Source organism: Pseudomonas xionganensis (assembly GCF_009763245.1).
Taxonomy (GTDB): domain Bacteria; phylum Pseudomonadota; class Gammaproteobacteria; order Pseudomonadales; family Pseudomonadaceae; genus Aquipseudomonas; species Aquipseudomonas xionganensis.
In genome coordinates this window covers 149,033-161,625 of sequence record NZ_WKJZ01000004.1, presented here as the reverse complement: position 1 = coordinate 161,625, position 12,593 = coordinate 149,033, and the positions used below count along the sequence as shown (strand labels likewise).

Genomic DNA, 12,593 nt, shown 5'->3' with positions numbered 1-12,593 from the left:
CCCTGTTACCGCCGTGAAAGGGCGGTGTCCTAGGCCACTAGACGAAGGGGACGCAGCCCGGAAACTGCAACTGCTTTTCCGCCTTCCCGTGCTCTGCAACATGCATTGCGCTGGAAGTGGCGCGCATTCTATGGAGCCTTTCATGCTTCGTCAACCTCCCTATAAAAAATTTTATAAATCAAAGACTTCAGCCCTGAATTTGACCTGACTCTATGAGCGCTGCAGCTAAGGCACTACACTCGATAGAAAAACCGCCGGTTCAAGAGGCTGCCCGCATGTCCCCACTCGTGATTACCCTGTTGATTGTCGGTGGCATCGTCTTGCTGATCGCCATTGCCTATATCAACCATATGGTCGAGAACAATCGACTGGAACGGGCACGCATCAAGGCCGATCTGAATGACCGCATCCGCCGCAACACCGAGCTGTCCGAGACCCTGCCCGGGCAACTGATGAGCCCGCAGCTCAAACACCTGCTATGCCGCCTGCAGCTGCACTTCCAGCAAGGTCTGCTGAAAGTCGACAAAAGCAACAGCGCCTGCAAAGCGCGAATCGAAGAGCTGCAGAAGCTGATCGCCCTGGGTGAATCGATTCCGGTCAGCAACCCACCGCAACCGGTGCTCAATGAAGCCAAGGCCAAGGACATTCGCTTCCTCCTTGAAGGCCTGCATGCGCAGATCACCCGTGGCGCCAAGGAAGGGGTAGTGCCCGCCAGCGAGGCCAAGCACTGGCTCAAGGAAACGCGCCATATGCTGACCCAGGTGCATATCGAGTTCTTCACCAACCTGGGCCAGCAGGCTCTGCAGCAGGGTCAACCCGGCCAGGCGCGCCTGGCCTTCGAACGCGGCGCTCAGTACCTGCGCAAGCAGCAGGACCCCGCGCCCTATCAGGCGGCCCTGAAAACCTTTGAAGCGCAGCTGGCCAAAGCCAATGCCATGGTGCTGGAGCAGACCAAGCCCAGCACTGCCGAGCCCAGCGAACTGACCGAAGGCCTGAAAAACCTGGACGATGAAGACGAGTGGAAAAAGAAGAATATCTACGACTAACAGGCCGTTGTTGAGGCCATATCGGCTACACCACTCGCCTTTCGCCCACGCCTCGGGCCAAGCTTCCCCATCGTCTTTATTCCTGACCAGGAGAACCGCATGTCCCTGACTGTTTACGGTGCCCCGCTTTCCCCCTTCGTGCGCAAGGTGCGTCTGTTTCTCGCGGAAAAGGCACTGGACTACCAGTTGGAAATCATCCTGCCTTTCGGCCAGCCGGACTGGTACCGCGAGCTCAGCCCGCTGGGCCGCATTCCTGCCTTGAAAGACGATGACTTCAGCCTGGCGGACTCCAGCGTGATCTGCCAGTACCTGGAAGAGCGCCATCCGCAGCCCGCCCTGCTCGGCCGCGATGCGCAGGAACGTGCCCGCATCCGCTGGCTGGAAAAGTACGCCGATTACGAGCTGGCACCGCTGTGCACCTTCGCCGTCTTCCGCAATCGCGCCCTCAAGCCCAGCATGGGCCAGAGCTGTGATGAAGCCGCCGTGCAGACTGCCCTGCAGGAAAAACTGCCGCCGCACTTCGACTACCTGGAAAAGACCCTGGGCAGCGCCGCCTATTTTGTCGGCGAACAGCTGAGCCTGGCGGATCTGGCCATTGCCTGCCAGTTGATCAACATGGCCCATGGCGGCGAGCAGCTGGATGCCCAGCGCTGGCCCAATCTGGCGGCGCACCAGCAGCGCATTCTGGCGCGCGCTTCAGTGCAGGGCGTACTGCCTGGCGAGCAGAAGATGCTGGTCAAGATGGCCGCCCGCTGAGCAGCCATCTGACGCCCTGGCAGCCGGCTCAGCCCGGCTGCTGCTCCAGCAAGCGCAACCCCACCCAGTCCCGGGCAAACTGATAGGCGCAGCGGCCATTGCGGTTGCCGCGCCCCAGGGCCCAGCGAATCGCCTCCTTCTCCAAGGCCTCACTCCATTGCCAGGTCAGGCCGGCCCGCGTGGCGTGAACCTCGATCCAGTGGCGTACCACGGCGAGAAAATGCGTCTGGGTAAAAGGGTAGAAGGACAACCACAGACCAAAACGGTCCGACAGGGCGATCTTGTCCTCGATGGCCTCGCTGGGGTGTAACTCGCCATCGACCATGCGGCTGTCCAGGTTGTCGCGTTCCTTCTCCGGCAGCAGATGGCGGCGATTGGAGGTGGCATACAGCAGCACATTATCCGGGGCCCGCTCCAGGGAGCCGTCCAGCACACTTTTCAGCACCCGATAATCGCCCTCCCCGTCTTCGAAGGACAGGTCATCGCAGAACAGCAGAAAATACTGATCAAGCCCCTGCAACTGCTCCACCACCCGCGGCAGATCGGCCAGATGGTCGCGCTCGATCTCGATCAGACGCAGACCGGCACTGGCATATTCGGCCAACAGTGCCCGCACCAGGGAGGACTTGCCGGTTCCCCGGGCGCCCCAGAGCAAGGCATGGTTGGCCGGCAGCCCCTGGAGAAACTGGCGGGTATTGCGTGCCAGCTGGTCACGCTGGCGATCCACCCCGATCAGATCATCCAGCCCCATGTCCAGGCTGACCTTGAGCGGCTGCAGCCCCCCCTGCCGCCCCTCACGCTGCCAGCGGGCAGCCAGGCACTGCTGCCAGTCGATCACCACTGGTGCAGCCGGCAGCAGCGGCTCCAGGCGTGTGAGCAAAATCTCGGCACGCTGTAAAAAAGCAGTCAAAGACGAATTCACAACACACTCCTAAGCAGGTGGAAGGCTCGGCTGATCCCGTTGATGGGCTATGCTAGGCACGCAACCGGCCACGAGAACATCACGCGAAAATGGATATTGCGCTCACCCAACGCCTGTCATTCAAACAGGCCGGCCTGACCGTGCTGGTGGCGTTCATCCTTGGCACGGCATTGAGCCTGATCCAGGTGGGGATCGATTATGCCAGTGAAGATGCCTCCATCAATCGCGAGATCAACGCGCTGATCGAGATCAGCCACAACCCGGCCGCCCGCATCGCCTACAACATCGACGCCGAACTGGCCCAGGAACTGGTGCTCGGCCTGCTGCGTTCACCGGCCGTGATCAGCGCACAGATCACCGACAACAACGAGCTGATCCTGGCCAGCGTCAGCCGCCCACCCAGCTCCAGCCGCTACCGGGTCTTCAGCGACTATCTGTTCGGCAAGCAACGCTCGTTCAGCACCCCGCTCTTTGTCAGCCACTCCCCGGACGAAGCCTTGGGCCTGCTCAGCCTGGAGGTCGACACCTACGCCTTCGGCAGCCATTTCCTGCGCCGCTCCATGCTCACCCTGCTGACCGGCTTCGCCCGCAGCCTGCTGCTCTCGGTGATCCTGCTGGTGCTGTTCTACTTTATGCTGACCAAGCCGCTGACCGGCTTTATCCGGGCCCTCAGTGAACGCGACCTGCTCAGCACCACCCCCGGCAAGCTGCCCTATCCACCCAACCACGAGAAAGACGAGATTGGCGTGCTGGTGGACGTCACCAACAAGCAACTCGACAGCATCGCCAGCGAGATTCAGCGTCGCGAGCAGGCCGAGAACCGCCTGACGCTTTACCTGGGCGAACTGGAAGATGCCGTATCGGCACGCACCGCCGAGCTGGAAGCGACCAACTCACGCCTGCTCGAATCCAACCGCGAGCTGGAACAGGCGCGGCGCACCGCCCTGGACATGGCCCAGGCACGCTCGGCTTTTCTGGCCAATATGAGTCACGAAATCCGCACGCCGCTCAACGGCCTGCTGGGCATGCTGGCGCTGTCCCTGGACGGCCCGCTGACCCACGAACAGCGCCAGCAGCTGTCCATTGCCCACGACTCGGGCAAGGTCCTGGTGGAGCTGCTCAACGATATTCTCGACCTGTCGAAGTTCGAGGCCGGGCAACTGGAGCTGGAACAGATCCCCTTCGACCTCGGCACCCTGGTCGAGGACACCGCCAGCCTGCTGTCGCAGAACGCCGCCCCCGATGTGGAGCTGACCTGCCTGATCGACCCACAACTGCCGCAACAGCTGCTGGGCGATCCGACCCGGGTGCGGCAGATCGTCAGCAACCTGCTGGCCAATGCCCTCAAGTTCACCCGCCAGGGCCGTGTCGATATCAGTGTGCAGCGCCAGGCCAACGGCGTGCAGCTGATTGTGCGTGACACCGGCATCGGCATTGCGGCGGAAACCCAGGCGCGCATCTTCCAGCCCTTCGCCCAGGCCGATGCCGGTATCACCCGGCAGTTTGGCGGCACCGGCCTGGGCCTGGCCCTGACCCGACGCCTGTGCGAAGCCATGCAGGGCAAGCTGACCCTGGAGAGCCAGGAGAACTACGGCAGCCGCTTCTGCGCCTTTCTGCCCCTGAGCGAGCACAGCTCAAGTCCGCCACTGCCCAACCTGAAGGGTAGGGTCGTCATCCTGAGCCCGGCCAACTCGGGGCTCAGCGAGCAACTCGGCATCCTTCTGGGCAGCTGGGGCGTGACCCAGGTGCGAGTGGACCCGGATGCCGTGCTGGGCTGTATCGAGGCTGATTTGCTGATCAGTGACAGTGCGCAGCACCTGCAGGCCTGGCGCGATGCCAGCAACCTGCCGATCCTGTTGGTCAGCGCCTACGGCAGCTTTCTCTCCAATGCCCAGATCAAGGCCCTGGCCCCTATCGAGCAACTGGCTCGCCCCCTGGCGCGCCAGACCCTGCTGGAAGCGCTGCGCCACTACCTGCAAGGTGCCGACCAGCCCCGCCCCAGCCATGAGCAGCCATCACAACCGGTGGATCGCCAGGCGCTGGTGCTGCTGGTGGAAGACAACCCGGTCAATCAGATGGTGGCCAAGGGCATGCTGCACAAGCTTGGCTGCCAGGTGCTGCTGGCCCAGCATGGTGGCGAGGCTCTGGAACTGCTGGAAAATATGCGCCCGGATCTGGTGCTGATGGACTGCAATATGCCGGTGCTGGACGGTTATGAAACCACCCGACGGATTCGCCAGCAGGCTCACTGGCAGAGCCTGCCGATCATCGCCCTGACCGCCAACGCGCTGTCCGATGAGCGCGAACGCTGCCGCGCCGCCGGCATGAACGACTACCTGGCCAAGCCCTTCCGCAAGGAAGAGCTGGCCGCTCTGCTGGATCAGTGGCTGCCCGCTGGCAACACTGCCGATTGATCGCCCAGCAATTCGCCAAGCTGCCGATACAGCGGCTGCAGTGCCTGCAACTGCTCGCCCTGTTCACAGATCAGTTGCTGCCGCAGAGGCCACACCCGCTCACGCAGCGCCCGTCCCGCATCGCTCAAGCACAGTTGCAGCTCGCGCTCATCCGCCGCCGAGCGCTTGCGCTGCAACAGGCCCAGCTGTTCCAGGCGCTTGAGCAGTGGTGTCAGGGTGCCGGAATCCAGCTGCAGGCGCTCGCCCAGGGCCTTCACCGTGGGCTGCGCCGGAGGCGACTGCTGCCACTCCCAGAGCACCAGCATGGCCAGGTACTGGGGATAGGTCAGGCCCAGTTGCTCCAGCATCGGTTTGTAGGCACGAATAATGGCCCGGGAGGCGGCATACAGCTTGAAGCACAGCTGGTTGTCCAGCAGCAGGCTGGTATCGGTGTCCTGCATGAGCATCAACCCAGCAGGGCTTCGATCTCGCCGCTGAGGTCTTCCGGCTTGGTGGTCGGGGCGAAGCGCTTGACCAGCTGACCGTCCTGGCCGATCAGGAACTTGGTGAAGTTCCACTTGATGCCCTGGCTGCCCAGCAACCCCGGGGCCTGCTGCTTGAGTTTGACGAACAGCGGATGGGCATCGCTGCCGTTGACATCGACCTTCTTGAACAGCGGGAAGGTTACGCCGAAGTTCAGCTCGCAGAACTCGGAAATGGCGCCCTCGTTGCCCGGCTCCTGCTTGCCGAACTGGTTGCAGGGAAAGCCCAGCACCACCAGCCCCTTGTCCTTGTACTGCTGCCAGAGACTTTCCAGGCCCTTGTACTGGGGAGTGAAGCCGCATTTGCTGGCGGTATTGACCACCAGCACGGCCTTGCCGGCGAAGTCCGCCAGGGTCTTCTGCTCGCCCTTGATGGTGGTGACCGGGATATCGAAGAGTTCGTTGTTCATGGGTAGGCTCCACGCCGAATGGGAAGTGGCGACACCATAGCGCGCAATTAAATTGTGTGCAATTTATAGCAAAAGACCGCTCGCCTGATCGCAACAGGGTGCGGCCGTAGCCGCGCCCCAAACACGCTAGTGCCGACGGGCTACTCGCGTGGAATCAGCTTTAATGACGCCGAATTGATGCAGTAACGCAAACCTGTGGGCGCCGGTCCATCGGGGAAGACATGGCCCAGGTGGGCATCGCACTTGGCGCATTTGACTTCGATGCGGTGCATGCCGTGACTGAAGTCGTCCAGGCTGGCAATGGCTGCCTCGCTGACCGGCTGAAAGTAGCTGGGCCAGCCGCTGCCGGAATCGTACTTGGCGTCCGAATCGAACAGTTCGGCCTGGCAACAGGCGCAGTGGTAGACACCCGGCACCTTGCTGTCGTGATACTCGCCGGTAAAGGCACGCTCGGTACCGCCCAGACGACAGATATGGAACTGCTCTTCGGAAAGCTCCTCACGCCAGGCTTCCAGGGGTTTTTCCAACTTGTCCACAGCGTGCACTCCTCAAACTAAAAAAGCCCAACCAGCGTCTTTGCCAAGATCGGGCTGCCACGTATGATTCGACCCCAGTCTGTCACCGCCGCCCCGGCCTGCCAAGGCTTGCCAGATCGCGTCTTTTACCGGGCTTTTCAGCGGCGTTCACCTTTCGGGATTCCAAACATGCAGTTCAGCAAATCGAACAAGCTGGCCAACGTCTGCTATGACATTCGCGGCCCGGTGCTCAAGCACGCCAAACGCCTGGAAGAAGAAGGCCAGCGCATCCTCAAGCTGAACATCGGCAACCCGGCCCCCTTCGGCTTCGAAGCGCCCGAGGAAATCCTTCAGGACGTGATCCGCAATCTGCCTACCGCCCAGGGCTACAGCGACTCCAAGGGCCTGTTCAGCGCGCGCAAGGCGGTGATGCAGTACTACCAGCAGAAGCAGGTGGAAGGTGTCGGCATCGAGGACATCTACCTGGGTAACGGGGTCTCCGAACTGATTGTGATGGCCATGCAGGCGCTGCTCAACAATGGCGACGAGGTGCTGATCCCGGCCCCCGACTACCCGCTGTGGACCGCCGCCGTGGCCCTGTCCGGTGGCAAGCCGGTGCACTATCTGTGCGATGAGCAGGCCGGCTGGTTCCCGGATATCGCCGATATGCGCGCCAAGATCACCCCGAACACCAAGGCCCTGGTACTGATCAACCCGAACAACCCCACCGGCGCGGTGTACTCCAGAGAAGTGTTGATGGATATCGTCGAACTGGCGCGCCAGCACAACCTGGTGCTGTTCTCCGACGAGATCTACGACAAGATCCTCTATGACGAAGCCCAGCATATTGCCACCGCCTCCCTGGCGCCGGATGTGCTGTGCCTGACCTTCAACGGCCTGTCCAAGTCCTACCGGGTGGCCGGTTTCCGCTCCGGCTGGGTGGTCATCTCCGGGCCCAAGCACAAGGCCCAGAGCTATATCGAAGGCATCGACATGCTGGCCAATATGCGCCTGTGCGCCAACGTGCCGAGCCAGCACGCGATCCAGACCGCCCTGGGCGGCTACCAGAGCATCAACGATCTGGTATTGCCCAATGGCCGCCTGCTGGAGCAGCGCAACCGCACCTGGGAGCTGCTCAATGACATCCCCGGGGTCAGCTGCGTCAAGCCGATGGGCGCGCTTTATGCTTTCCCCAAAATCGACCCCAAGATCTGCCCGATCCACAACGACGAGAAGTTCGTGCTGGACCTGCTGCTCTCGGAGAAGCTCTTGATCGTCCAGGGCACGGCCTTCAACTGGCCCTGGCCGGATCACTTCCGCGTGGTTACCCTGCCCCGGGTCGATGAACTGGAGATGGCCATCGGCCGCATCGGCAACTTCCTCAAGACCTATCAACAGTAAGCGCCCGCCATGGACCTGCAGATAGACGACTTCTACAAGGATGCTGCCGCAGGCCTGCTGCTGCTCTACCAGGCCTTTCCGCGCAAGGTCGCACTCTATGTGGAAGACCTGATCGGCCGCGAGGAGCCGGACGAATTCGGCCTGCCCACCCCGCGCCACCAGAGTTGCCTGGGCGCCCTGCTGTGGCTGGCCGAGGAAGGCTATGTGCGCTTTGAATCCACCATCGGCTACGACGCCCTGGACCAGGCAGTGCTGACCGAGAAGGGCTTTCTGCGCCTGACCCGTGGCGTGCCCCATGCCCTGCGCGAAGGCGACGCCCTGCCCCCCAGCGTGCGCCGGGTCCATGCCACCCTGGCCTTCCAGTTGCGCGAAGCGCTGGCCCAGCACCACAGCGAACGGGTCGCCCGCCTGTGCCGCCTGCTGTTCGAAAGCAGCCTGAATGGCGCAAGCGACATAGTTTGAAATAGTGCCTCGGTTGAAGATAACCGGGGCGCCCCTTATATACCCCGCATTACCTTGCTGTCTTTCCGCCCTAGGAGAAGTTTCATAATGCGTATTCTGTTGTTCCTGGCCACCAACCTTGCGGTGCTGGTCATCGCCGGCATCACCCTCAAGTTGCTCGGGGTCGATCGCTTCACCGGCCAGAACCATGGCAGCCTGCTGATCTTCTGCGCCGTATTCGGTTTCGTCGGTTCCTTCATCTCGCTGTTTCTGTCCAAGTGGATGGCGAAGATGAGCACCAAGACCGAGATCATCACCCAGCCCCGCACTCGCCATGAACAGTGGCTGCTGCAGACCGTCGAGGAGCTGTCCCGCGAGGCCGGGATCAAGATGCCGGAAGTGGGCATCTTCCCCGCCTACGAGTCCAATGCCTTCGCCACCGGCTGGAACAAGAACGACGCCCTGGTCGCCGTCAGCCAGGGTCTGCTGGAGCGCTTTTCCCCGGATGAAGTGCGCGCCGTACTGGCCCACGAGATCGGTCACGTGGCCAATGGCGACATGGTCACCCTGGCCCTGATCCAGGGCGTGGTAAACACCTTCGTGATGTTCTTCGCGCGCATCTTCGGCAACTTCGTCGACAAGGTGATCCTGAAGAACGAGGAAGGTCATGGCTGGGGCTATATGCTTGCCACCATTTTTGCCGAGCTGGTATTGGGCATCCTGGCCAGCATTGTCGTCATGTGGTTCTCCCGCAAGCGCGAGTTCAAGGCCGACGAAGCCGGTGCCCAACTGGCCGGTACCGGCGCCATGATCGCCGCCCTGCAGCGCCTGCGTGCTGAGCAGGAAGTGCCGGTAAACATGCCCAGCAGCATGACCGCCTTCGGCATCAACGGTGGCCTCAAGCACGGCCTGGCCGGCCTGCTGATGACCCACCCGCCGCTGGAAGACCGGATCGAGGCCCTGCGTCAGCGCGGCTAAGATCACCGGCATAAAAAAGGCGACCTGCGGGTCGCCTTTTTTTGTGCCAAGCGCTTAGTCGTTCAAGCCCGCGCGACCCTGGGCGACAAAGCGCATCATCCATTCGGCCACGGTATGCCCCTGGTGCTCGCTCTGCAGGCTGGCCATGGCGTTGTCATACAGGTTCTGGCCATAGTGCTGCTGACGCAGGTCGAGCAGCGCCCGGGAATAGTCATGGACAAATTCCGGGTGGCCCTGGAAGCACAACACCTGATCGCCGATGCAGTAGGAGGCAATCGGGCAGAACTCGCTGCTGGCCAGCAGCGTGGCGTTCTCCGGCAGTTTGGTGACCTGGTCCTGGTGGCTGATCAACATGTCCAGCTCTTCCAGATCCGGGCTCATCCACTGCGGCTTCTCCACCATGCGATAACGGTGTACACCCAGGCCCCAGCCCTGCTCGGCGCGTTCGGCCTTGCCACCCAGCAGCAGGGCGAGAATCTGGTGGCCGAAACAGACGCCCAGCAGTTTGTCGCCACGCTGGTAACGCTCCAGCAGGTAGGTCTTGAGCGTCTCGATCCAGGGATCGTTACCGAAGGAGTCGGCCTTGCTACCGGTGACCAGGTAGGCGTCGTAGTGCTCCGAATCCGGCGGATAATGGCCCTCCACCACGTTGTACACCTTGAACTCGGCTGAAATCGGCTGACGGGCAAACAACTGCTGAAACATTCGGCCGTAACTCGCGTACTGATCGACCAGTTCCGGGCGGATGATATCGGTTTCCAGGATGCAGATTTGCAGCGGCATAAGGGCGGTTACCTAAGGCGCAAGGGGGTTGATTTTCAGCGCGCAAGCCTGCCTGCCGACAGGCTGTAAGGCAATAGGCACAAGGCCTGGACGGCAAAAAAGGCTAAATCAACTGGCTTCGTAATAACCCACAGCATTTATACGCCTTCACACCGCCCAAGCCAGGCGGATTACCTTCCATAAAGCGCATGCAGCCGATGCTCCAGAAACACAACAGCCAGCCCGAAGGCTGGCTGTTTGTGCCGCATGCCAGTGTCAGAAGGTGTCGCCCTTGGCGGCCTTCTCCAGCAGCAGGGCCGGCGGCAGGAAACGCTCGCCATACTGCTCGGCCAGGTACTGGGCACGCGCCACGAAGTCCTGCACGCCGTACTGGTTGATAAACTGCAGCGCACCGCCGGTCCAGGCGGCAAAACCGATGCCGAAAATCGAACCGATATTGGCGTCGGCCACCGACTTCAACACGCCCTCCTCCACGCAACGCACGGTCTCGATGGCCTGGATAAACAGGATGCGGTCGCGCACATCGATCTGGGAGATCTGAGCATCGCTCTTCTCGAAGCGCGCCTTGAGCTCCGGCCACAGGTGCTTCTTGCCGCCTGCCGGATAGTCATAGAAGCCGGCCCCTGCAGCCTTGCCCGGGCGCTTGTACTCATTGAGCATCAGGTCGATCACGGCAAAGGCCGGGTGTTCGGGGATGGACTTGCCCTCGGCCGCCAGGTCCTTCAGCGTCTGCTGACGGATATGGTTCATCAGGCTCATGGACACCTCATCGCTGATCGCCAGCGGCCCCACCGGCATGCCGGCCTTGCGCGCTTCGTTCTCGATCAACGCCGCGCTGACGCCTTCGCCGAGCATGGCGATGCCTTCATTGGTGAAGGTGCCGAACACGCGCGAGGTGAAGAAGCCACGGCTGTCGTTGACCACAATCGGGGTCTTCTTGATCTGCATGACGTAGTCGAAGCCGCGCGCCAGGGTCTCATCCGAGGTGTGCTCGCCCTTGATGATTTCCACCAGGGGCATCTTGTCCACCGGGCTGAAGAAATGCAGGCCGATAAACCTGTCCTGGTTCTGCACCGCGGTGGCCAGGCCGGTGATCGGCAGCGTCGAGGTATTGGAGGCGATCACCGCCCCAGGCAGAGCCGCAGCCTCGGCTGCCGCGGTGACCTTGGCCTTGAGTTCACGATCCTCGAACACCGCCTCGATGATCAGGTCGCAGCCGTCAAAGTCGGCTTCGCGAGCACTGGGCTGGATGCGCGCGAGGAAGGCATCGCGCTTCTCCGGGGTCATCTGGCCACGGGCGACCTTCTTCTCCAGCAGTTTGGCCGAGTAGGCCTTGCCCTTCTCCGCCGCCTCCAGGGAAATGTCCTTGAGCACCACCTCGATGCCGGCCGCCGCCGAGACATAGGCGATACCGGCGCCCATCATGCCGGCACCCAGTACGCCGACCTTCTTGGTCACATAAGGCTCGAAACCCTGAGGACGCGAGCCGCCGGCGTTGATTTCATTAAGCTGGAACCAGAAGGTGCCGATCATGTTCTTCGCCACCTGGCCGCAGGTCAGCTCGGTGAAGTAGCGCGCCTCGATGATCTGCGCGGTGTCGAAATCGACCTGGGCACCCTCGACCGCGGCGCACATGATCTTTTCCGGCGCGGGGAAGCAGCCCTTGGTCTTGTCGCGCAGCACGCTCGGGGCAATGGCCAGCATCTGTGCCACGTTGGGGCTCGATGGCGTGCCACCGGGGATCTTGTAGCCCTTTACATCCCAGGGCTGCGCGGCGCCGGGGTTGGCGGCGATCCAGACGCGGGCCTTGGCCAGCAGGTCGTCCTGGTCAGAAGCCAGTTCATGGATCAAACCCGCCTTGAGCGCCGCATCGGGACGGACCTTCTTGCCCTCGGCCAGGTACGGCAGGGCTTTTTCCAGGCCGAGCAGGCGCACCATGCGCACCACCCCGCCACCGCCCGGCAGCAGACCGAGGGTCACTTCCGGCAAGCCGAGCTGGATGCTGGAGTTGTTCAGGGCGATGCGGTGATGGCAGGCCAGGGCGATTTCCCAGCCGCCGCCCAGGGCCGCACCGTTAATCGCCGCAACCACGGGCTTGCCGAGGGTTTCCAGGCGACGCAGCTGGCCCTTGATGTTGAGGATCATCTGGTAGAAGGCCGGCGCGTCGGCCTTGGTGACCTGGATCAGCTCATTCAGGTCGCCGCCGGCGAAGAAGGTCTTCTTCGCCGAGGTGAGGATGACCCCGGCGATGGAATCCTTCTCGGCTTCCAGGCGCTCGACGATCTGGCCCATGGCCTCGCGGTACACCGCGTTCATGGTGTTGGCGCTCTGGCCGGGCATGTCCATGGTCAGGACGACGATATTGTCCTGGCCCTTTTCGTAACGGATGGCGTCAGTCATGTATTT

The 12,593-nt window shown here is 62.2% G+C and carries 12 protein-coding genes; 6 read left to right on the top strand and 6 right to left on the bottom strand.

The features are described from left to right. The first annotated feature begins 275 nt into the window (after positions 1–275). Together GJV18_RS17775 and GJV18_RS17770 are read left to right on the top strand one after the other, a co-directional pair. Complete coding sequence (locus tag GJV18_RS17775; RefSeq protein WP_160347821.1) at positions 276–1,046, top strand: hypothetical protein; 771 nt, start codon at positions 276–278, stop codon at positions 1,044–1,046. 99 nt (positions 1,047–1,145) lie between these two features. Next, positions 1,146–1,802: a glutathione S-transferase family protein gene (locus GJV18_RS17770; RefSeq protein ID WP_160347820.1), complete on the top strand. Its 657-nt coding sequence runs from the start codon at positions 1,146–1,148 to the stop codon at positions 1,800–1,802. A gap of 28 nt (positions 1,803–1,830) precedes the next feature. Here GJV18_RS17770 and GJV18_RS17765 read toward each other — a convergent pair whose 3' ends face one another. Further along, positions 1,831–2,724 (bottom strand): ATP-binding protein, encoded by an 894-nt coding sequence (locus GJV18_RS17765; protein WP_160347819.1) that lies wholly within the window; start codon positions 2,722–2,724, stop codon positions 1,831–1,833. Positions 2,725–2,813: 89 nt separating this feature from the next. On the opposite strand from GJV18_RS17765, the gene GJV18_RS17760 reads away from it, so the two are divergent. Further along, entirely contained in the window at positions 2,814–5,138 is a 2,325-nt protein-coding gene (locus tag GJV18_RS17760) for a hybrid sensor histidine kinase/response regulator (protein ID WP_160347818.1), read from the top strand. Here GJV18_RS17760 and GJV18_RS17755 read toward each other — a convergent pair. The 3 genes from GJV18_RS17755 to msrB form a co-directional block, all read right to left on the bottom strand. Then, positions 5,105–5,584 (bottom strand): MarR family winged helix-turn-helix transcriptional regulator, encoded by a 480-nt coding sequence (locus tag GJV18_RS17755; RefSeq protein ID WP_160347817.1) that lies wholly within the window; start codon positions 5,582–5,584, stop codon positions 5,105–5,107. The genes GJV18_RS17760 and GJV18_RS17755 overlap by 34 nt on opposite strands. Next, positions 5,584–6,069, bottom strand: a complete 486-nt coding sequence (locus tag GJV18_RS17750; protein ID WP_160347816.1) for a glutathione peroxidase — start codon at positions 6,067–6,069, stop codon at positions 5,584–5,586. Before GJV18_RS17750 ends, GJV18_RS17755 begins: the two co-directional genes overlap by 1 nt. A 140-nt stretch (positions 6,070–6,209) precedes the next feature. Next, entirely contained in the window at positions 6,210–6,605 is a 396-nt protein-coding gene (msrB, locus tag GJV18_RS17745) for a peptide-methionine (R)-S-oxide reductase MsrB (RefSeq protein ID WP_160347815.1), read from the bottom strand. Between the two features lie 168 nt (positions 6,606–6,773). On the opposite strand from msrB, the gene GJV18_RS17740 reads away from it, so the two are divergent. The 3 genes from GJV18_RS17740 to htpX all read left to right on the top strand — a co-directional run bounded on the left by GJV18_RS17740 (position 6,774) and on the right by htpX (position 9,404). Next, on the top strand, positions 6,774–7,985 hold the full coding sequence (locus GJV18_RS17740; protein WP_160347814.1) for a pyridoxal phosphate-dependent aminotransferase: 1,212 nt from the start codon (positions 6,774–6,776) through the stop codon (positions 7,983–7,985). Between the two features lie 9 nt (positions 7,986–7,994). Then, positions 7,995–8,447, top strand: coding sequence for a hypothetical protein (locus tag GJV18_RS17735; protein WP_160347813.1), 453 nt, complete (start codon positions 7,995–7,997; stop codon positions 8,445–8,447). 84 nt (positions 8,448–8,531) lie between these two features. Beyond that, entirely contained in the window at positions 8,532–9,404 is an 873-nt protein-coding gene (htpX, locus tag GJV18_RS17730; RefSeq protein WP_160347830.1) for a protease HtpX, read from the top strand. Between the two features lie 54 nt (positions 9,405–9,458). Here the strand turns inward: htpX and GJV18_RS17725 are convergent, their stop codons facing one another. Both GJV18_RS17725 and GJV18_RS17720 read right to left on the bottom strand, forming a co-directional pair. Then, complete coding sequence (locus tag GJV18_RS17725) at positions 9,459–10,187, bottom strand: amidotransferase (RefSeq protein WP_160347812.1); 729 nt, start codon at positions 10,185–10,187, stop codon at positions 9,459–9,461. Between the two features lie 255 nt (positions 10,188–10,442). Then, positions 10,443–12,587, bottom strand: coding sequence for a 3-hydroxyacyl-CoA dehydrogenase NAD-binding domain-containing protein (locus tag GJV18_RS17720; RefSeq protein ID WP_160347811.1), 2,145 nt, complete (start codon positions 12,585–12,587; stop codon positions 10,443–10,445). Positions 12,588–12,593: the final 6 nt, after the last annotated feature.